Source organism: Aliivibrio finisterrensis (assembly GCF_008933155.1).
GTDB classification, from domain to species: domain Bacteria; phylum Pseudomonadota; class Gammaproteobacteria; order Enterobacterales; family Vibrionaceae; genus Aliivibrio; species Aliivibrio finisterrensis.
This window is the reverse complement of record NZ_WBVP01000007.1, coordinates 23,998-43,665: the sequence shown is the minus strand read 5'-3', so window position 1 is coordinate 43,665 and position 19,668 is coordinate 23,998. Positions and strand designations below refer to the sequence as shown.

At 40.2% G+C, this 19,668-nt stretch carries 20 protein-coding genes; 15 read left to right on the top strand and 5 right to left on the bottom strand.

From position 1 onward, the window contains the following. Nucleotide 1 precedes the first annotated feature (1 nt). From F8B77_RS08110 to spfP, 4 genes are all read left to right on the top strand, one after another. Nucleotides 2–292 carry a DUF3630 family protein gene (locus F8B77_RS08110; protein ID WP_151654939.1) on the top strand — a complete coding sequence of 97 codons (291 nt, stop codon included), beginning with the start codon at nt 2–4 and terminating at the stop codon, nt 290–292. Nucleotides 293–430: 138 nt separating this feature from the next. Next, nucleotides 431–1,105 carry a 7-cyano-7-deazaguanine/7-aminomethyl-7-deazaguanine transporter gene (locus F8B77_RS08105; protein WP_151654938.1) on the top strand — a complete coding sequence of 225 codons (675 nt, stop codon included), beginning with the start codon at nt 431–433 and terminating at the stop codon, nt 1,103–1,105. Nucleotides 1,106–1,834: 729 nt separating this feature from the next. Then, on the top strand, nt 1,835–4,636 hold the full coding sequence (polA, locus tag F8B77_RS08100; protein ID WP_151654937.1) for a DNA polymerase I: 2,802 nt from the start codon (nt 1,835–1,837) through the stop codon (nt 4,634–4,636). A 232-nt stretch (nt 4,637–4,868) separates the two neighbouring features. Further along, the gene (spfP, locus tag F8B77_RS18120; RefSeq protein ID WP_439903470.1) at nt 4,869–4,916 is read left to right on the top strand and encodes a small protein SpfP; all 48 of its coding nucleotides are present in this window, start codon (nt 4,869–4,871) and stop codon (nt 4,914–4,916) included. Between the two features lie 443 nt (nt 4,917–5,359). Here spfP and yihA read toward each other — a convergent pair whose 3' ends face one another. After that, on the bottom strand, nt 5,360–6,007 hold the full coding sequence (gene yihA, locus F8B77_RS08095; protein ID WP_130045179.1) for a ribosome biogenesis GTP-binding protein YihA/YsxC: 648 nt from the start codon (nt 6,005–6,007) through the stop codon (nt 5,360–5,362). A 286-nt stretch (nt 6,008–6,293) separates the two neighbouring features. Here yihA and F8B77_RS08090 point away from each other — a divergent pair, with 286 nt between their 5' ends. From F8B77_RS08090 to hemN, 5 genes are all read left to right on the top strand, one after another. After that, complete coding sequence (locus F8B77_RS08090) at nt 6,294–6,911, top strand: c-type cytochrome (RefSeq protein ID WP_151654936.1); 618 nt, start codon at nt 6,294–6,296, stop codon at nt 6,909–6,911. 155 nt (nt 6,912–7,066) lie between these two features. Then, nucleotides 7,067–7,708, top strand: a complete 642-nt coding sequence (locus tag F8B77_RS08085) for a class I SAM-dependent methyltransferase (protein ID WP_130048011.1) — start codon at nt 7,067–7,069, stop codon at nt 7,706–7,708. After that, complete coding sequence (gene yihI / locus F8B77_RS08080; RefSeq protein WP_151654935.1) at nt 7,708–8,256, top strand: Der GTPase-activating protein YihI; 549 nt, start codon at nt 7,708–7,710, stop codon at nt 8,254–8,256. Before F8B77_RS08085 ends, yihI begins: the two co-directional genes overlap by 1 nt. A gap of 2 nt (nt 8,257–8,258) precedes the next feature. Continuing rightward, nucleotides 8,259–8,750, top strand: coding sequence for a DUF2489 domain-containing protein (locus F8B77_RS08075; protein ID WP_151654934.1), 492 nt, complete (start codon nt 8,259–8,261; stop codon nt 8,748–8,750). 106 nt (nt 8,751–8,856) lie between these two features. Next, nucleotides 8,857–10,230 (top strand): oxygen-independent coproporphyrinogen III oxidase, encoded by a 1,374-nt coding sequence (gene hemN / locus F8B77_RS08070; RefSeq protein ID WP_151654933.1) that lies wholly within the window; start codon nt 8,857–8,859, stop codon nt 10,228–10,230. Between the two features lie 193 nt (nt 10,231–10,423). Here the strand turns inward: hemN and asnC are convergent, their stop codons facing one another. Next, a complete protein-coding gene (asnC, locus tag F8B77_RS08065; RefSeq protein ID WP_130045173.1) occupies nt 10,424–10,885 on the bottom strand; it encodes a transcriptional regulator AsnC in 462 nt (153 codons plus the stop codon). Between the two features lie 154 nt (nt 10,886–11,039). Here asnC and F8B77_RS08060 point away from each other — a divergent pair, with 154 nt between their 5' ends. Further along, entirely contained in the window at nt 11,040–11,816 is a 777-nt protein-coding gene (locus F8B77_RS08060) for a class I SAM-dependent methyltransferase (protein WP_151654932.1), read from the top strand. 17 nt (nt 11,817–11,833) lie between these two features. Here the strand turns inward: F8B77_RS08060 and F8B77_RS08055 are convergent, their stop codons facing one another. After that, nucleotides 11,834–12,262, bottom strand: a complete 429-nt coding sequence (locus F8B77_RS08055; RefSeq protein WP_151654931.1) for a universal stress protein — start codon at nt 12,260–12,262, stop codon at nt 11,834–11,836. Between the two features lie 183 nt (nt 12,263–12,445). Between F8B77_RS08055 and ftnA the strand changes: the two genes are divergently transcribed. The 4 genes from ftnA (at nt 12,446) to F8B77_RS08035 (ending at nt 17,273) form a co-directional block, all read left to right on the top strand. Continuing rightward, a complete protein-coding gene (ftnA, locus tag F8B77_RS08050) occupies nt 12,446–12,973 on the top strand; it encodes a non-heme ferritin (protein ID WP_151654930.1) in 528 nt (175 codons plus the stop codon). A 94-nt stretch (nt 12,974–13,067) separates the two neighbouring features. Beyond that, nucleotides 13,068–13,406: a universal stress protein UspB gene (gene uspB / locus F8B77_RS08045; RefSeq protein ID WP_151654929.1), complete on the top strand. Its 339-nt coding sequence runs from the start codon at nt 13,068–13,070 to the stop codon at nt 13,404–13,406. A 48-nt stretch (nt 13,407–13,454) separates the two neighbouring features. After that, complete coding sequence (locus tag F8B77_RS08040; RefSeq protein WP_151654928.1) at nt 13,455–14,639, top strand: BaiN/RdsA family NAD(P)/FAD-dependent oxidoreductase; 1,185 nt, start codon at nt 13,455–13,457, stop codon at nt 14,637–14,639. A 144-nt stretch (nt 14,640–14,783) separates the two neighbouring features. After that, on the top strand, nt 14,784–17,273 hold the full coding sequence (locus tag F8B77_RS08035; RefSeq protein WP_151654927.1) for a bifunctional diguanylate cyclase/phosphodiesterase: 2,490 nt from the start codon (nt 14,784–14,786) through the stop codon (nt 17,271–17,273). On the opposite strand, the gene F8B77_RS08030 is transcribed toward F8B77_RS08035, so the two are convergent. After that, entirely contained in the window at nt 17,237–17,863 is a 627-nt protein-coding gene (locus tag F8B77_RS08030; RefSeq protein ID WP_151654926.1) for a tRNA-uridine aminocarboxypropyltransferase, read from the bottom strand. The genes F8B77_RS08035 and F8B77_RS08030 overlap by 37 nt on opposite strands. 4 nt (nt 17,864–17,867) lie before the next feature. After that, complete coding sequence (locus F8B77_RS08025) at nt 17,868–18,884, bottom strand: COG3650 family protein (protein WP_151654925.1); 1,017 nt, start codon at nt 18,882–18,884, stop codon at nt 17,868–17,870. Between the two features lie 148 nt (nt 18,885–19,032). Between F8B77_RS08025 and F8B77_RS08020 the strand changes: the two genes are divergently transcribed. Further along, nucleotides 19,033–19,668 carry a bifunctional 4-hydroxy-2-oxoglutarate aldolase/2-dehydro-3-deoxy-phosphogluconate aldolase gene (locus tag F8B77_RS08020; RefSeq protein WP_151654924.1) on the top strand — a complete coding sequence of 212 codons (636 nt, stop codon included), beginning with the start codon at nt 19,033–19,035 and terminating at the stop codon, nt 19,666–19,668.

Below are 19,668 nucleotides of genomic sequence, written 5' to 3'. Positions count from 1 at the left end.
CATGAGTTTATTTTCAGTGATTGAGTTTGATAAAGACGCCGGGCGGATCATTTTTTCTATTCCAGAGTTTGATTTTGATTCGTTTGAAATGATAGGTAAGCAGCTAGTGAGAGCCATGGATGCTACAATTACAGAGCAGCAAATGGATGCGGATTTACATTCTTGGCTAATCGACTTTGAAGGCGCACAATTTATGCTGCGTGCTGAGCATTACTCTAATTCGGTTTGGCTAGAAGCCTTAGCTCGTACCGAGAATCAAGAAGAGTTAGCGTTTATCGCAGGTTTGTTTTAAGCACCTCTTGTGATCAAAAGCGGTTAATGTATAATCACCGCCCTGAAAATTGGCTAGAGTTATTACGTAAATAAACGGTAATTTTAGCTTTGTGTTTAATTTGGGTTCCCTCGCCCCCAATGACAAAAAGGTACTTATATGAGTACATTTACGCCCGCGCAACAGCGCAACGCTTTATCCTTCCTTGTAGTGTTCCACCTTGTAATTATTGCATCAAGTAACTATTTGGTTCAGTTACCCTTTACTATTTTTGGGTTTCATACCACTTGGGGTGCATTTACCTTTCCTTTCATTTTCTTAGCGACAGATTTAACGGTTCGTATTTTTGGTGCCAAAATGGCAAGAAGCATTATCTTCTTTGTTATGTTGCCAGCATTAGCGGTATCGTATGTCTTATCTGTTGTCTTTTTTGAAGGCCAGTATCAAGGTTTTTCCCAGCTTGGAGAGTTTAATTTATTCGTTGCGCGTATTGCGATAGCAAGCTTTATGGCTTACCTACTTGGGCAAATTTTAGATGTGCACGTATTTAATCGTCTACGTCAGCTAAAACAGTGGTGGGTCGCTCCGACGTGCTCGACATTGTTTGGTAACGCATTAGATACGCTTGCTTTCTTTAGCATTGCTTTCTATCAAAGCCCAGATGCTTTCATGGCAGAGCATTGGACAGAGATCGCATTGGTTGATTATGGCTTTAAACTGGTGATCAGTTTAGGTCTATTTGTACCAATGTATGGCGTGTTATTGAATTATCTAACTCGTAAGCTAACTTCTGAAGGACATCAATTAGCAACGCAACCTCCGCAGGTTTCATAGTTATTTGTGTTTTAAGAAGGAAGGTCAGCATTTTGCTGACCTTTTTTATGTCTAATCTTTTGAAAATAAAAGAATTAGTGATTTTGTTGAGATCTTTTCTCATTTAACCATTGCAATTTAAATGAGAATGGTTATTATTACCTTGTCTTCAGGGAGCTACGCACTATGGTTTACCCCGTATTGCTCCAAGAAGGCACGACATTGCTCACATTGCTTCCAGTGTAAATCAGCTCCATGAGTAGTGATAACGTTTCTAAGTTAACGGTTATCATTATTCTCTTTTGCTGAGCGGCGCTTCTTTTCGAAGACGCCGCTTTTTTTTGTTTATTTTTTGACATGTTATTCCGATTTTTAATCAATTTTCAGGGTTATAAATTGAGTGTTTTTTCGCAAAAAAAGAGCGGATTTAATATTATTGTCCACAAAGCATGATCAAGTAAGGATCTCTTTTGGGATCGCTGTATGCGATCTAAGCTTTTGATTTTTTAGTTTTAAATTTGCTTATTTTGAATTGATAAAATAGTTATTAATTAGGCTAAAAATAATTACAAACAGACTTATCCACAGAAAGAGTGCTTGTGTGAATTGCGGTTTTTTCTCAAAAGATGGAGAAAAGCACGATCTATTTGTAGAAGATAGCGAAGCAATTATCGTGGAAACTAGCATCTTGAAGTTACTTGGGTATAAAATGAAACTTACAGTTCATCAAATCTCTGGATAATACCGATCATGGCAAACATTCCTGATAACCCATTTATTTTAGTGGATGGTTCTTCGTACCTTTTCCGCGCTTATCATGCGGCACCTAACTTTACTAATGGCGATGGCCAACCAACAGGGGCGGTGTATGGTGTTATCAATATGCTGCGTAGTCTGTTAAAGCAATTTGAAACCGATCGTATTGCGGTTATTTTCGATGCAAAAGGAAAAACCTTTCGTAACGATATGTACCCAGAGTACAAAGCAAATCGTCCGCCAATGCCGGATGATCTGCGTTGCCAAATTGAACCACTGCATAAACTGATTAAAGCAATGGGCTTACCTCTAATTTCAATTCCAGGCGTAGAAGCGGATGATGTTATTGGTACATTGGCATCTCAAGCGTCAAAAGCGGGTATCCCGGTACTGATCAGTACGGGTGATAAAGACATGGCACAGTTAGTTGATGAAAACGTCACGCTAATTAATACCATGACTAATGTTGTTATGGGGCCTGAAGGCGTTGTTGAGAAGTTTGGTATTGGCCCTGAGCTTATTATTGATTACCTAGCACTGATGGGCGATAAGGTCGACAACATTCCGGGTGTTCCTGGCGTGGGTGATAAAACTGCGACAGCACTATTACAAGGCATTGGTGGCTTAGAAGCGCTTTACGCCAATCTTGATGATATTGCACCCCTTGGTTTCCGTGGTTCAAAAACCATGGCGAAGAAGCTTGTTGATAATAAAGAGGGGGCTTACCTTTCTTATGAATTAGCAACCATTAAACTTGATGTTGAATTAGATCAACGTCCAGAAGAATTAGTGAAACAAGAACCAAATGTGGATGAATTGATCCAAATGTTTGGTCAAATGAATTTTAAACGTTGGTTAACAGAAGTGTTAGACGGCGGTGACGGTAAGATCGTTTCACATGAAACATCGGCAAACCGCGCTACCAAAAATACAGCAACAGAAAGTACTGATCCTGAAGATGTGATTGTTGCCGCTCAGGTTGATCGTTCAAAATACGAAACGATTTTAACCAAAGAAGCATTTAACGTATGGCTAGAGAAACTTACTAATGCGGATGTTGCTGCATTTGATACTGAAACGGATAGCCTAGATTACATGGTGGCTAATTTAATCGGCTTATCTTTTGCTATTGAAGAAGGCGAAGCTGCCTATCTACCTGTTGCTCACGATTATCTTGATGCACCAGAACAACTTGATCGCGATTGGGTTCTAGAGCAACTAAAGCCGTATTTAGAAGACGACAGCAAAGCAAAAGTAGGCCAAAACTTAAAATACGATGCAAGTGTATTAGCGCGTTACGATATCGAGATGAAAGGCATTAAATTCGATACAATGCTTGAATCTTATGTGTATAACAGTGTTGCTGGTAAACACAATATGGATAGCCTAGCGCTACGTTACCTTCAGCATAACACCATTTCATTTGAAGACATTGCGGGTAAAGGTAAAAAACAACTTACGTTTAACCAAATCGCATTAGATGAAGCGGCCCCTTATGCTGCTGAAGATGCAGATATCACATTACGCCTACACCATGTATTAAACGCTAAGCTAGAAGTTGATGAGAAACTAAAATCAGTATTTACTGATATTGAATTGCCTCTTGTTTCAGTGCTTTCTCGTATGGAAAGAAAGGGCGTATATATTGATGATATGCTGCTGTCTGCACAGTCGCTTGAAATTGGTCAACGCCTTGATGAACTAGAAAAAGCCGCGTATGAAGTGGCTGGTCAAGTGTTCAATATGAACTCACCAAAACAGCTTCAAGCGATTCTATTTGAAAAAATGGAACTGCCCGTCATTAAGAAAACCCCATCAGGTGCGGCATCGACGAATGAAGAAGTACTGCAAGAACTAGCACTAGATTATGAATTGCCTAAGCTGATCTTAGAGTATCGTGGCCTAGCTAAATTGAAATCCACTTACACTGATAAGTTACCTAAGATGATTAACCCATCTACGGGGCGAGTACATACCTCTTATCATCAAGCAGTAACGGCGACAGGTCGTTTATCATCGACCGATCCAAACTTACAGAATATTCCAATTCGTAATGAAGAAGGTCGTCGTATTCGCCAAGCGTTTGTGGCTCCTCATGGTTGGAAAATCTTAGCCGTCGATTACTCTCAAATTGAGCTACGTATCATGGCGCACTTATCTCAAGATAAAGCGTTATTAGAAGCTTTCTCAGCAGGTAAAGATATTCACTCAGCAACAGCGGCAGAAGTGAAGGGCGTATCTATTGAAGAAGTGACCTCTGAAGATCGTCGTCGTGCAAAAGCGATCAACTTCGGGTTAATTTATGGCATGAGTGCCTTTGGTCTTGCGAAGCAAATTGGTATTTCTCGTGGTGAAGCGCAAGATTACATGAATGTGTATTTTGAGCGTTATCCTGGCGTCATGCAGTACATGGAAGAGACTCGTTTACTAGCAACCGAACAAGGCTATGTTGAGACGCTATATGGACGTCGTCTGCATTTACCTGAAATTAATGCTCGAAATGGCATGCGTCGTAAAGCGGCAGAACGTGCGGCTATTAACGCCCCAATGCAAGGCACAGCGGCTGATATTATCAAAAAAGCTATGATCTTAGTGGATAACTGGATTGAAGCGGAAGGTAATGGTCGAGTTAACTTGTTAATGCAAGTACACGATGAATTGGTATTTGAAGTGCAAGAAGATGCACTCGATGAAATCACCAATAAGGTGAAGGCATTGATGGAATCGGCCGTTGAACTCGATGTTCCATTAGTCGCAGAAGCTGATGCGGGCAACAATTGGGATGAAGCACACTAATTATGATGTACTATGCATCATTTGATGTAACTGATTAAGTTGTAATTTAGTTACATTGAAAATAAAAACTATGAGCCAGCGCACGCGTTGGCTTTTTTTTATCTAAAATAAAGTGAAGTTTGTCAGGTATTTGTTGTGTTTTTTGATACGAAACTGAAAAAAAATTACAAATAAAGGTTTTCAAAACTGCTCGTTTGTTGTACATTTATCTGCGTAGGGTACAGAGGTAAAGATGTTCTATCTTTCAGACCTTTTGTTTCACGTTATTGAATTTGGCTAAATTCAGCCGCCTCAGTCAACCTTTTTGACTGAGGCGTTTTTTCTTTCTGAGCCTCATAAAACTTATTCCCCTCTCTTTTTCTGTGTTTTTCTCTATATCTTCTTATCTTTCATTCTATGTAATTTTACTACAAGTTATTTTATTGATAATTAATTTACATAAATATCTTAAGTCATTGTTTTTAAATTGTTTAATTGTGTATTGAATGGTTTTTAAGGTGAATTTTTTGCTTTGAAGGGGATTAGTTATTTTAATTGGCAGTATTGGCTTTGTGGCGGTTTGTTTACAGCGAGGGTTTGTAGCATGATGCGCAGCAGAAAAATAAAAACACCTCTTTATCTCTCCCATTTCCCCACCTGTTACGGTGGGGTTATTTTTTGTCACAGGCTGAAGCTGAATCAATCTATACGGATAGTGTTTATATAGATTGATATTAGATGTGATTACTCAGCATCTAATTCTTCAATGAATTCGTCATCGATTTCAAAAGCCGGTGCAAACCATGTGTCTAATTTAGCGCGAAGAATATCCACACCAATGCCCTTTAATGAAGAGAAGGCATCAACCACCACTTCACCACCAAAATCGACAGCAGCTTCACGTACTTTTAGCACTTGAGCTTTACGCGCACCACTTTTCAGCTTGTCAGCTTTAGTTAATAAGATTTGTACTGGAATATTTTGATCAACAGCCCAAAACACAAGTTGTTGGTCAATATCTTTAAGCGGGTGACGGATATCCATCAATACCACTAAGCCTTTTAAGCACTGACGCTTCTGTAGGTATTCCCCTAAAGATTTCTGCCATTTCTTTTTCATCTCAATCGGTACTTGAGCAAAGCCGTATCCTGGTAAATCCACGATATGGCAGTTTTCATCCACTTTGAATAAGTTAATTAATTGCGTACGACCAGGAGTCTTAGAGGTTTTCGCTAAGCCTCTTTGGTTTGTTAAGCGGTTTAATGCGCTTGATTTACCCGCATTCGAACGGCCAGCGAAGGCAACTTCAATACCTTCATCTTCAGGTAGATGGCGAATATCTGGTGCACTCGTAATAAAGTGCGTATTTTGGTAGTGAATAGTTTTGCTCACTGTTAACTCCGTCTCGAAGGAAACCAAGCTGTAGATAATGATCCAAGTAGGATTATTGTAGTCAGCTGATTACTTTTTTGTGAAAATGTGTAAAATAAACGCATCAAGGTTGTCACAATGTTTTTTTATCGTGTCAAACTTGGCATAAACGGTAAAGATCGCTCATTGTACCATGCTGTAGCCAATTTAGAGCGGTACTGGAAGCTTAATATCCAACACAATGTAAATAAATCCTATAAAAAAGGATAACTCATTGTAGGGGAACGATAATAATAAATGGAATGTCATGAAAAAATTAGCGCTGATATTAACTCTCCTAGCTAGTTGCTCAACATGGGCTCAAGGAGATATCGAAGCTGGAAAGCAAAAATCGGTAACGTGCACAGCTTGTCATGGACAAGAAGGTAACAGTGCGTTAGCACAATACCCAAACCTAGCGGGTCAACATGCAGGTTATCTTGAGAAGCAACTTCATGACCTAAAATTAGGTATGGAAACGCAAGGTAAGCAAGGCCGATGGGATCCTGTTATGAGTGCAATGGCAATGCCACTAAGTGAGCAAGATATCAAAGATATTTCTGCTTACTATGCGTCATTACCTATGGCTGATAATACGACGCCAGAGCGTGTTATACCTGAAGGTAAAGCATTGTATTTAGCAGGTGATATGCAACGAGGTATTACGGCTTGTATCGCTTGTCATGGTCCGCGCGGAAATGGTACTTCATTATCTGGTTTTCCTAAGATTTCAGGTCAACACGCAGACTATATCAAAGCACAGTTAGAGCAATTTCGTTCAGGTGAGCGTCATAATGACATGAATGGTATGATGCGTGATATTGCGAATAAACTGACGGATAAAGACATTGCTACCTTATCTCAATATGTTGGTGGATTACATTAATTCGTAATGTAATTGCTGTTGCTTAACGACACAATTTGAAGAAGCAGCTCTCGTAGCTGCTTTTTTTTATCAAAAAGACGTTAAAACGATTATCTTTGCACCAGTATCAGGTATACTTCCCGCCCTAGAATTTTCAGGTAGTGGAGTGAGCGTATATGCAATCTTGCCCTTTGTGTCAGCATTCACACGCTGATGACTTCCATCAAGATAAGCGTCGACGTTATTACCGTTGTCAGCAATGTCACCTTGTTTATGTGGATAAGGCGGATCATTTAGACTCTGATACAGAGAAAGCTCACTATGATCTCCATGAAAATAATCTTGAGGATGAAGGGTATCGAACCTTCCTATCACGATTTGCAGAGCCGTTGTTGCAGCGTGTTGGTGAGACACCTCAACAAGGACTAGACTTTGGATGTGGCCCTGGACCATTGCTTGCTCATATGATGAGAGAAGCGGGTCACCATGTCGAACTCTATGATATTTATTACGCCCCAGATAAGCACGTGCTTACTAAGCAGTATGACTTCGTCAGTTGTACAGAAGCGATAGAGCATTTTTATCAACCTCAAAACGAATTGGAATTGTTATTGAGTTTGGTGAAACCTGGTGGTTGGTTAGGTATCATGACGAAACTAGCCAGGGACGAAAGCGCGTTTGCCACTTGGCATTACAAGAATGATTTAACCCATGTCAGCTTTTTCAGCAAAGAAACGTTTGAGTTTGTAGCAAAGCGTTACCAACTTGAGCTCGAATTTGTTGGGAATGATGTCATCTTACTGAGGAAAACCCAGTAATGAGCCGTATTAAAAAAGCCCGTAAGCCGGGAATGGCGAGTGAGCCAGTTGTTGTTACACGTAACCGTACCGATCGTGATGTTGATAGTCGTGAAATTAAGCGTAAGAGAAAGCGTAAAGGCTTAAAAGCTGGCGCTCGTAATGCTGAAAGTAACGCAGAGCAAAACCGTCGTTTCGCACAGAAAAAAGATCCACGTATCGGCAGTAAAAAACCAATTCAACTTGTTGTTGAAGCGAAAGTGAAGTCAACGAAACAAGAGCGTCGTTTAACCAACGAACAAGAATTAGCAATGCTAGAAAATGATGCGCAGCTAATGGTTCTTCTAGATCGTCTCGACAATGGTGAAAATCTAGGTACCGGCCTTCAGAAATACGTTGATGAGAAATTAGCACGTATCGAGCACTTAATGGGTCGTTTAGGCTTATTAGATGACGAAGAAACAGAAGAAGAAATTGCTGAATTCCCAGAGTTCGCAGAGCGCAAAGCGAAAAGCGATGATGATCTGTTAGCTGAATTCGATGACTTTAATATGGATGACTTTAAGTAATTATGTCTACAGTAACCCTGTTAGCACTGCTTGGCGGTGCAATTATTCTTGCGTTAGCCGGTTATGCTGGCAGCTTACTGATGAAGTTAAAGAAGCAGAAGGAACTGCAAGAACAACACAGAAAATTGGCGATACAGAAACGTAACGCCAATATTTTTGAGAATGTGGTATTGCTATGCCAAGCAGGAATGCAGGAGCAGTGTGATCACTCAGAATTAGCGATTCGCTTATACTGCATCATGGATTATCTGCAAGAAGATGATCGTATTGATGTAGAGAAAGACTATCCAGCGCTTTCTGAGCTTTATCATGTGGTTAAAGACATGCCACGCGGTGATGAAAGACAAAAACTCGCAAAGCAAGATCGAATGAAAGACAATTTGATTCGAACTAAAGCGGAAGCTCGTTTGCAAGGTGCAATTAAAGAAGAGATTCAACAATTGCATGCTCGCATCAAACCACTGAATCAAAAAATTGATATTAAAATGATCTGATCGACAGTTCTATTTACCACTGCATTGAAGTCATCGGCTTTATGAAGCAAATGTTTTATGATGCAGGAACAGTGTCAATGCAGATATAAAGAGATGGAAGTAAGTCATGTCAAATCAACAAATAGTATGGGACCAAGAGATCATTGAGAAGTACAACTACTCAGGTCCGCGTTATACCTCTTACCCAACTGCTTTAGAGTTCCACGAAGCTTATACTCCTGCTGAATTCGATATGGCGTGTACTCAGTACCCTGAGCGCCCACTGTCTCTTTATATTCATATCCCATTCTGTCACAAGCTATGCTACTTCTGTGGTTGTAATAAGGTGATCACTCGTCATCATCATAAGGCGGATATCTATTTAGACTCCCTGGAACTTGAGATCCGCCAACGTGCAGCACTGTTTACTGAACGTAAAGTAACGCAATTGCATTTTGGTGGTGGTACACCAACCTTCCTAACTAAAATTCAATTTACTCGCTTAATGACGTTATTACGTGGTGAATTCAATTTTGAAGAAGGCGCAGAGATCAGCATTGAAGTTGACCCGCGTGAAATTGAATTGGATATGCTTGATCACCTACGTGATGAAGGCTTCAATCGACTAAGTATCGGTGTTCAAGATTTTAATAAAGAAGTTCAGCAACTGGTTAACCGCGATCAAGACGAAGATTTTATTATTTCTATGGTTGAGCGAGCAAAAGACTTAGGCTTTCGCTCAACCAATCTAGATTTAATTTACGGTTTACCAAAGCAATCTGCAGAATCTTTAGCGTTAACCATTAAACGTGTGCTTGAGATGGAACCGGGCCGTTTGTCTGTATTTAACTACGCTCACATGCCAACTCTGTTCGCTGCTCAGCGTAAGATTAAAGACGCTGATTTACCAGCACCCGCTGAGAAGTTAGTGATGCTGCAAGAAACCATCGAGAACTTAACGGGCGCAGGCTACCAGTTTATTGGTATGGATCACTTTGCATTGCCTGATGATGAACTAGCCGTTGCACAACGTGAAGGCATTCTTCACCGTAATTTCCAAGGTTACACTACTCAAGGTGAGTGTGACTTATTGGGCATGGGCGTATCAGCCATCTCAATGATTGGCGACAGCTACGCACAGAACAAAAAAGACTTAAAAGAATACTACGCTCAAGTTGATGAAAAACGTCATGCTCTGTGGCGTGGTGTAGCGCTTGACCAAGATGATTTAATTCGTCGTGAAGTGATTAAACAGCTTATCTGTAATTTCACATTAGATACTAAAGCGATTGAAGTTGAATTTAATTTAGACTTTGATAAGTACTTTGCTGAAGACATTAAACTGCTGCAAACGTTTATTAACGATGAGTTAGTAACAATGCATGAAGGACGTATTGATGTTGAACTGCGTGGTCGTTTATTGATCCGTAATATCTGTATGTGTTTTGATAAGTACTTGCGAGACCGTGCGCGTCAGCAGCAGTTTTCTAGAGTTATCTAAAAAGCGCTGTGATCTTTTTGAAAATTTGAAACCGTAGGTGTTATACACCTGCGGTTTTTTTGTTTTGAGAGCAAGGTTTCAGGGCGCTTCGCTTGCAGGGTTCAGGATTTGTTACTTTTTGTTTTTGTGCTGTGATTACAGCGAGCACCTCTGAATCCTTTAAGGGAGCTTGCGACCGATCTGAACCCTGCTCTTAAGGCTTCACATTCCTACTGATCGGGTTCTGCAACGAGATCAGCGTCTCCGTCGATTGCACTTCCTCAATCGCTTGCAGCTTATCAATCAATACAAACTGCAGTTCATGAATGTTTTTACACATCAACTTAACGAAAATATTGTAAGCACCGGTGGTGTAATATGCTTCAACAACCTCCTCTAATGCATCCAATTTAGCCAGGGCAGAGTGGTAATCACGAGCTGCGTATAAATTAATGCCGATAAAGCAGCACACGTCGTAGCCCAACGTTTTTGGGTTAACGATAACCTCGGTACCTTCAATAATCTTGGCTGACTTCATTTTTTCAATGCGAACATGGATGGTGGCAGGGCTTACATTAAAGCGCTTTGCTAATTCAGCATAAGGAGTGCGAGCATCATTCATCAACGCTTGTAAAATGTCGCGATCGAGATCGTCGAGTTTATTGGATTGATTCATGATGCGTCCTTAGCGTAGTGAGTATTTTATTATCCAATCTTTAAATTACCTCAAGATACTCAGTACAGCGAGCACTTTATCTAGTCGTTTTTATTAATATCCATTACCATAGGCGCTTGCTGTTGCTAATTGATTAAGCTTATTGGAGTACCCTGTGCAAATAGCGTTATTGTGTGAAGACCCAAATCGTCAACCTGAGTTAGAGGCCATTGCCACTCGCTGGGGATTAACGCATGACCAAGATAATGTGTTTGCTTTGGTGTTAACGACCGAGAAGCTAGAGCTGCGTAAGCGTGATGAACCCAAATTAGGCGCAATTTTTGTTGATTTGGTTTCAGGAGCCGTTGCACATCGTCGTAAATTCGGTGGTGGTAAAGGCCAGTCTATCGCTAAAGCGGTTGGTTTAAACAAAGGGGCAACACCAGTTGTGCTTGATGGTACGGCAGGGTTAGGGCGAGATGCGTTTGTATTAGCATCGTTAGGCTGTAAAGTTCAAATGGTAGAACGTCATCCAGTGGTTGCCGCTTTACTTGATGATGGCTTAGCGCGTGCAAAACAAGATCTAGAAATTGGTGGGTGGGTATCAGATCGTATGTCACTGCTTCACGCCTCAAGTCATGATGCGTTAGCGCAATTGATGGCACAAGATGATTTTGAGCAGCCTGATGTGGTTTATCTTGATCCTATGTATCCGCACCCAGAAAATAAAAAGAAAAGTGCGTTAGTTAAAAAAGAGATGCGTGTTTTTCAATCTTTAGTCGGCGCAGACAATGATGCCGATGCATTATTAACACCGGCATTAATCATGGCAAAGAAACGAGTGGTGGTAAAACGTCCAGATTACGCAGAGTGGCTGGATAACCAAAAACCATCAATGGCGATTGAGACTAAAAAGAATCGCTTTGATGTGTATGTAAATGCGGCTATGTAATTCAATCGTCTTACGGTTTATTGATCTTTAAACGGCACCACAAGAACATCAATAGGGCTGGTATTGATCACTTGTCTGGTTGATGACAGCAATTTACTCCAGAAATCTTGATGATGGCCACATACAACAAGGTCGACATCAAGATGTTCAATCGCCTCACACAGCTCATTACTCAAATCACCACTGCTTACCAAGGTTTTATGTATTGGGTACTCTGCAAACGCCACTAAGTGCTTCATGGCTTCTTTAGAGGCTTCCATTGCCTGGTGTTGTGTCTCTGCAAGGTTGATATCAATTAAGCCAGTATAAAGTTCAGCGTAGCTTACATCGATATGAATAAAAGAAACTTTAGCCTCTAGCGCTTTTGCTAATTTAGCGGCTTTAGTAACCAAAGATTTACTCTCTTCTGTTAAATCGACAGCAACGAGAATATGTTGGTAACTCATGATGTCTCTCCTAATTAATCCAATATGAAATTTGTTTATAAATATAGATTAGCACCAGAACTGTTCTTTTTTTGTCGCCTAGATCTCGTTCTGATTGATGATTATTGAATAAGTTATTAGCTAGCGAGATATGATAGAATTGTTGTAATTTCTAATGATAATTGCTCATAAAGGAACGTAAATATGTTAGCTAAAACGATGATTGATCATCTAAATGCACAAATTAACCTAGAATTTTTCTCATCTAATCTATACTTACAGATGAGTGCTTGGTGTGAAGATAAAGGTTTTGATGGCGCAGCGTCATTTTTCCGAGCTCACGCAACCGAAGAGATGGAGCATATGCAGCGTTTATTTACTTATGTAAGTGAGACGGGCGCAATGCCAATTTTAGGCGTGATAGAGGCACCACAATCAGAGTTTTCTGGTTTAGGTGATGTATTTCGTACGACGCTTGAACATGAGCAAATGATCACACAAGAGATCAATAAATTGGCGCATGTGGCATTCACTTCACAAGATTACTCAACGTTTAATTTCCTTCAGTGGTATGTAGCTGAACAGCACGAAGAAGAGAAATTATTTAAAGGCATTTTAGATAAAATTGATTTGGTAGGTGAAGACGGTAAGGCATTATTCTTTATCGATAAAGATTTAGCGGTATTAGCAAAATCTGGTTCTACATCTATTATGGATAGCACAGCTGGATAAATATCAATCTTTGCAATGTAGTCGTCTACAGGTAATGTAAGTACATCAAGGGTCGTTATTTATCAGGTACACAGACAAGCATGTCGAGGTGATTATGATAAGTGGCGACCTTATATTATTAGCGTTATTTTCAGTGACGAGTATCAACATTATTCGTTATTTAAGTACATTAAAAACCCTTCTTTTTGTGATGAAAGAAGCGCACCCTCTGCTTTATCAACAAGTTGATGGTCGCGGATTTTTTACAACCCACGGTAATATTGGTAAGCAAACCAAATTGTTTCAATATCTATGGCAAGAAGAGTATCTTGGCCATTACGACACCCTTTTTGTTTTTAAATGTGAAAAAGCACGATATCTATTTATGCTCTCTAGCGCGTTACTACTCGTGAGTGTGGCTGTGTTTTTCTTAGTAATTAGTTTGGGCATCTAGCGCTGATAATAGTACACTCCCTGCCAATTGAATTTGGGTGAGAGTGTCATGAAAAAAGTAGACGTAGTAGTTATCGGTGCAGGTGCTGCCGGGCTAATGTGTGCAGCAGAAGCGGGTAAGCGAGGCCGCAGTGTATTAGTGGTTGATCATGCTAAAAAACCAGGACGAAAAATTCTGATTTCTGGTGGTGGTCGCTGTAATTTCACTAACTATGATGTCACGGCTAATAACTATGTGTGTAAAAACCCTCACTTTGTTAAGTCCGCACTATCTCAATATACCAATTGGGATTTTATCTCAATGATATCTAAATATGCTATTGAGTTTGAAGAGCGCGAACATGGACAACTATTTTGTGTTGATTCAGCCAAAGAGATTGTCGATATGCTGCTTAAAGAATGTGAATTGGCCGGTGTTAATTACCGTTATCGTTGCGCTATCTCTGATGTTACTAAACGAGACTCTGGTTTCTCTCTTAAATTAGATTCTGACATTATTGAATGTGAATCCCTAGTTGTTGCAACGGGGGGCCTTTCAATGCCAAAACTTGGCGCTACGCCATTTGGCTATCAATTAGCTGAGCAATTTGGTCTTTCTCTGGTACCAACCATTGCGGGTCTTGTGCCGTTTACGTTACATAAAGAAGATAAAGAAGCGTTTTCTGAGTTATCAGGCATTGCGATACCCGTACTTGTTGAGTCAGAAAGTGGTGATAACTTCAAAGAGAATTTATTGTTCACACATCGCGGTTTGTCGGGCCCATCTATTCTACAAATTTCATCATATTGGAACGCAGGTCAAAAATTAATGATAGATCTGTTACCTAATAACGACTTGTCTGAAGAATTAGATAAGATGCGTGAAGCTCATCCAAATCAAAGTGTTAAGAACTCACTTGCGAATTTTTTACCTAAGAGAGTGGTAGAGACTCTATTAAATAATACGGTTTTTAATGATCGTTCTCTAAAACAAGTCAATCATAAAGAGCAAGAGCAGTTATGCACTCTGATCCACCAATGGAAAGTGTTACCTAACGGTACGGAAGGATACCGTACGGCTGAGGTCACATTAGGTGGTGTTAATACGGATGAGCTCTCTTCTAAAACAATGGAGTCAAAAAAAATATCTGGCTTATATTTTGTTGGTGAAGTAATGGATGTCAGTGGTTGGCTAGGCGGCTATAACTTTCAGTGGGCATGGTCAAGTGGCTATGTGGCAGGAATAAACGCGTAATATCTACTAATCTAGAATTTATGTATGGCTTACTTCGTGAATACGAGTAAGCCATACTATTACCCCAAACCTTGTCATGGGAAGATATTAAACTATTGGTATGATATACTGTGAAGAGTAATGAATCATAAGGCTTAATGAATAATGAAAACTCTCTCGTTCAATGTGCAAAGTGTTGTTCAACTTCAAGAAGAGTGTGACTTATTATCGATAAAATCAGGTGCTTCTTGTTTAATTCAACTTTTCTCATCTCAAAGTAAAGAAGAGGTTGAAGGTTATTATGATGTATTAAATAAGCTCTTCCCAAATGCTGAAATTATCGGTCTTAGTGTTATTCACGCAAGTATTAATTCGGCTATTTATTCACACTCCACAGTAATTTCAGTCTCAACGTTTGAGTCGAGCCAAATTACTTCCGCCAATGTTTTCCATTGTGTCGATGAGAAAACAGTCGGTCATCAATTGCTAAGAAAATTGTCGATGAACCAAGCAACTAAGAGTGTGATCGCTTTTGGATGTTATGGCTCGGCAAGTAACTATCCTTTATTTGAGGCCTTCTCTGATTCTCCCTATGGCGTACCCGTTTCGGGTGGCGTTGCTGCCGATGCTGGGCATGAGGTTTGGGTATTTTTAAATGGGCAGTTTTACAAAGACTGTATTGTTGCTATTGCCTTGCATGGCGAGAGCTTGAGGGTATGGTATGAAGCTTTTGTAGAATGGAATCCAATCGGCAAGCGTTTTCGAATTACGTCATCAGAAGGTCGAATTGTAAAAGCCATCGATCATATTCCTGCGTATGAGTTTTATTGCAAGTATTTAGCAGATAGTAAAAATTTACCTTTGAGCCAAATCCAAGCATTTCCACTTATGCTTGAAGAGGATACTGCACGAATTATCAACCCAGTAGAGTCGATAACAGAAGAAGGGTATTTACAGTTTACGTTAGACGTTCAGATGGGGGATGAAGTACGACTCTCTTATTACCACCCTTCATTGACTCAAGAGCAAGTGAATCAAGGGGCGTTGATGCTTGCTAGAAAGTGCCCAGAGTCTATTTTTATTTATAACTGTGAATCTCGTATTGAAAGCAGTTCTGAATCAACGGAATTACAAAGTTTTTCTGATATAGGTCCATGCCAAGGAATGTATGGTATGGGGGAGTTTTTCCGTTCCACTAATCAACAAATTCTTCATCATAGTTTAACTTACCTAGCATTGAGTGAATCATCTGATTCTATAGCCATTGATACTTCCATTTCACACTTACCACGCACACATAATTTAACGCCGCTGTTCTCACTGATTAAAAATTCAATTCAAGACTTGGATACTATGACGTCTGAAATGGAAAAAAAGATCAGCGAGCAGTCGATGCGGCTTATTCAAACGTATCGTATTGATAGAAGAACGGGTCTACTTAATCGTACTGTATTAAAAGAGCGTTTATCCCATATCGCGTGCACCGATCATTTACTCTCTTTTAAGTTAACCAATTTAAGTCAGGTCAATGAGAAATATGGCTATCAAGTGGGTGATAAATTACTGCAAGACATTAGTCTTTATATCAATACGCACTTAGGTAAAAAAATAGAGGCTAATATCGAGCTGTACAGCATTGGTATTGCTGAGTGGGGAGTTATTTTTCACAGCGATAAAAACAGTGAGTTTTTACGAAAATGCATTACTGACTTTATTGAAGACTTAGAGCATGAAAACTTTGAACCATATGGACTCAGTGATGTGGATTATCTGAGTGTCGCTATCTCTGGCGGTATTATTAGTCGCCGTGATTTTGCTCATGTTGCCGTGGAAGATTTAATATTAAAAACGGTAGAAGCTCGTCGAATCGCGATGCGCCGTAATCGCCATTTGTGCAATGCCCGTGATCTTCTTAATGAGGAGCGTTCACGCCAAAGTCAGCTTGATTGGTTAACTTGTGTGAATAGAGCGGTCTCGCAACAAGGGGTGTTAGTGTATGGTCAACCTATTTTTGAATCACATACACGCCAACTTGCCTCTACGGAATGTCTAATGCGGATCCGTGAGGATGACCAAATATTTGCTCCTGGGCAGTTTTTACCCGCTGTTGAGGGGACTCATTTATATACTCGATTAAGTCGTGAAATGATCTCTCGCTCGTTTGAGATTATGCAAAATAATGATCTGAAGTTTTCAATTAACCTATCACCACAAGATTTAATGAGTGATAGAACTCTCGACTTGTTAGAAACATCAATTCTACGTTTAGATAATCCTTTTAGAGTGGGGTTTGAAGTGCTTGAAACTGAGCAAATTCAAGATTATGACCGCATGATAGAAGTGTGTAATTATTTTAGACGTTTAGGGGCTCGTATCATCATTGATGATTTTGGTTCTGGATATTCAAACATCGATGAAATCATGAAACTAGAGCCCCAAGTGATTAAGTTAGATGGGTCTATTATTAAAAATGTACACCAAGATAAACGCCAGCGTTTGATCTCTCAACAAATGGTACAACTGTGCCATGCCCTTGATGCCAAAGTCGTGGCTGAATTTGTTCATAACCAAGAGGTGTGTACCATTGTTGAAGACATGGGTGTTGATTACTTACAAGGCTACTTTTTAGGTGCACCTAAAGCATTAGAGTTGTAACTGTGACCGCTGCGTTCGGCCTGAAACACCGTTAAAAATTGATCGTAATACTTAAAAAGAGCTTGAGCATTCTCAGGCTCTTTTACCATTTCTAATACCTCTATTCCCGCCTCACAAGTACAGAGATTTCCTTGGCTTTGATTACGACGTAAATGGTAACGAGAGATCTCAGATGGACTTAGTTCTAGACAAGGAAGCGCCTTTAACCAAGGGCTTTTATTTACCATTTTTTTGGCTTCTTGCCATGTTGCATCTAACAGAATAAAGAGCTGTTTTTTGCTTGGATCTCTACTCGTTAAATATTCAGAACTTAAAGTTGGAGCATCACTAGGAAACAGCAACCACGCTTCTATATCCTCTTGATGTATTTTATTGATGAGCGCTTCTGGCTGAACTTTTCTTTGCCATAAATAGCTTTTAGCTTTAGGTAGGCCATTTAGTAATAGCCTGCCAGTATTGGTGAGTTTATCTAACTCGTTTTCATGGTAAAGCAAAGCAAATTCAACCTGGGATTCTAAGTTAGGTTGATGATCGCAAATGCAATTATGAATGAAACCACAAACAGAGCATGCGTGAGAAGGTGTTGTCATTAAGTTATTTATTATCCGTTGAATAAAGTGTCAGCCCTGATTGAATAGGGAATAGTACGCCATTAACTTGCTCTTCTTTGGCTGAAATCTTTTCTCCCTCCTTAGAGAATACGCGTTCAGAAATCATGTATTGGCGTTGGTGGCGGCTCATCAGAACATGGAGTTTGTTGTCTCTGGTTGCTTGCCATACACCAGTTTCAACCAATTGAGGTTCGTCAGTATTGTAATCGTAAGTCGTTATTGCTGAGTGATCAGCATTTAATGTTAATCCAATGGTTAATCCTGAAGCACCAACTGGACTGGTGCCTTGGTAAGTATTCACCCAATTAAGCGTCGTATCTTGGGCGGCTAATGTGGCGCAGCCTTGGTACTTTTTATCATTAATAGTGACTTCAGAGTTCCATCCATAGAGTGACTCAACCATGGTATCTTTGCAGATCCCTTTAGTCATAGTAAGGGAGAAATCACGACTTTGATATACTCGTTTATTGATATCAAATTGTTGTTCTGTGATCGTTTGCGCCTGTTTTTGTTTTCCAATTTCAGAGAAAATCAATTCACCATTGACCACTTGTAAACTCCAAAATGGTTCAGAGCCAAAAGCCTTGGTTGGCTGAATACTTCGCTGGCAAGATGCGCCTTCACCGGCGACTAGAGTGTTAATTTGAGAGACGACAAAACGAGCAGGATAATCATTGGCAAAGCCACCTTTTGGTGGTGCTTCAAAGTGGCCAATGAGCTCACCATACATAGGTTGATAAGGAGAGGATTGGATATCATTTCCTGCCTGCCATTGTGCTGGAGATAAGTTTATCCAGTATTGCTGATCACTGCCGCAAGGTTGAATGCTTTGAGATTCATGGCCAATAATTACGGTGCCACGCAACATAAACGTATGAGGCGTTCTTATCTCATTTAAGCGGTTTTGTTGAGATGCGTCTTTTGATGGATTAGTCGCATTATTTTGACTGCATCCTGATAAAAACAGCAAGGCGCCTAGCGCGAGTAATGATGTTCTCATTTACTTCCCTTGTATATGATTAGCCTAAATACCAGTATGCCATAGGACAGTAAAAATGCGTGAGAATTCACCTTTATCAGAGCTATTAAAAAAAAATTAGCGTAAAATACCGCCGTCAATTTAAATGAGTAAAGAGAGCTATAAGAATATGAGTTGGAACCTTTCGCCTTCAGACGTATTTAGTGCATCACCAGTTGTCCCTGTCATGGTTATTGAGCAGTTGGAAGATGCAGTACCAATGGCTCAAGCCCTAGCTGCGGGTGGTATTAATGTTTTTGAAATTACATTGCGAACAGCTGTTGCTCTAGAAGCGATCACAGCGATCCGCAAAGCAATGCCGACGGCATTAGTTGGTGCAGGTACCGTCATTAGCACTCAGCAGTATGATCAAGCGGTAGACGCGGGAGCTCAATTTATTATTTCACCTGGATTTACACCAAGCTTATTAGCACACGCTAAAACTGCGGATGTTCCATTAATTCCAGGAGTAGCTACGCCATCAGAAGTGATCCGTGCAATTGAGTTAGGTTACGCTCACTTAAAATTCTTCCCAGCAAGTGCGTTTGGTGGCCCATCAGTATTAAAAGCAATGGCAGCACCGCTACCACAAGTTCAGTTTTGCCCGACAGGTGGTATTAACCCACAAAACGTAAATGACTACACGGCATTAGATTGTGTGGCGACAGTTGGTGGTTCTTGGATGCTACCGAAAGACGCAATTGCAGCAAAAGATTGGGATAAAGTGACGAGACTTGCGAAAGAAGCGGTCGAGTTGATTAAGTAA

Coding starts and splice junctions, on each gene's coding strand:
- F8B77_RS08110 (WP_151654939.1), top strand. CDS start 2: ATGAGTTTATTTTCAGTGATTGAGTTTGATAAAGACGCCGGGCGGATC.
- F8B77_RS08105 (WP_151654938.1), top strand. CDS start 431: ATGAGTACATTTACGCCCGCGCAACAGCGCAACGCTTTATCCTTCCTT.
- polA (WP_151654937.1), top strand. CDS start 1,835: ATGGCAAACATTCCTGATAACCCATTTATTTTAGTGGATGGTTCTTCG.
- F8B77_RS08090 (WP_151654936.1), top strand. CDS start 6,294: ATGAAAAAATTAGCGCTGATATTAACTCTCCTAGCTAGTTGCTCAACA.
- F8B77_RS08085 (WP_130048011.1), top strand. CDS start 7,067: ATGCAATCTTGCCCTTTGTGTCAGCATTCACACGCTGATGACTTCCAT.
- yihI (WP_151654935.1), top strand. CDS start 7,708: ATGAGCCGTATTAAAAAAGCCCGTAAGCCGGGAATGGCGAGTGAGCCA.
- F8B77_RS08075 (WP_151654934.1), top strand. CDS start 8,259: ATGTCTACAGTAACCCTGTTAGCACTGCTTGGCGGTGCAATTATTCTT.
- hemN (WP_151654933.1), top strand. CDS start 8,857: ATGTCAAATCAACAAATAGTATGGGACCAAGAGATCATTGAGAAGTAC.
- asnC (WP_130045173.1), bottom strand. CDS start 10,885: ATGAATCAATCCAATAAACTCGACGATCTCGATCGCGACATTTTACAA.
- F8B77_RS08055 (WP_151654931.1), bottom strand. CDS start 12,262: ATGAGTTACCAACATATTCTCGTTGCTGTCGATTTAACAGAAGAGAGT.
- ftnA (WP_151654930.1), top strand. CDS start 12,446: ATGTTAGCTAAAACGATGATTGATCATCTAAATGCACAAATTAACCTA.
- uspB (WP_151654929.1), top strand. CDS start 13,068: ATGATAAGTGGCGACCTTATATTATTAGCGTTATTTTCAGTGACGAGT.
- F8B77_RS08040 (WP_151654928.1), top strand. CDS start 13,455: ATGAAAAAAGTAGACGTAGTAGTTATCGGTGCAGGTGCTGCCGGGCTA.
- F8B77_RS08035 (WP_151654927.1), top strand. CDS start 14,784: ATGAAAACTCTCTCGTTCAATGTGCAAAGTGTTGTTCAACTTCAAGAA.
- F8B77_RS08030 (WP_151654926.1), bottom strand. CDS start 17,863: ATGACAACACCTTCTCACGCATGCTCTGTTTGTGGTTTCATTCATAAT.
- F8B77_RS08025 (WP_151654925.1), bottom strand. CDS start 18,884: ATGAGAACATCATTACTCGCGCTAGGCGCCTTGCTGTTTTTATCAGGA.
- F8B77_RS08020 (WP_151654924.1), top strand. CDS start 19,033: ATGAGTTGGAACCTTTCGCCTTCAGACGTATTTAGTGCATCACCAGTT.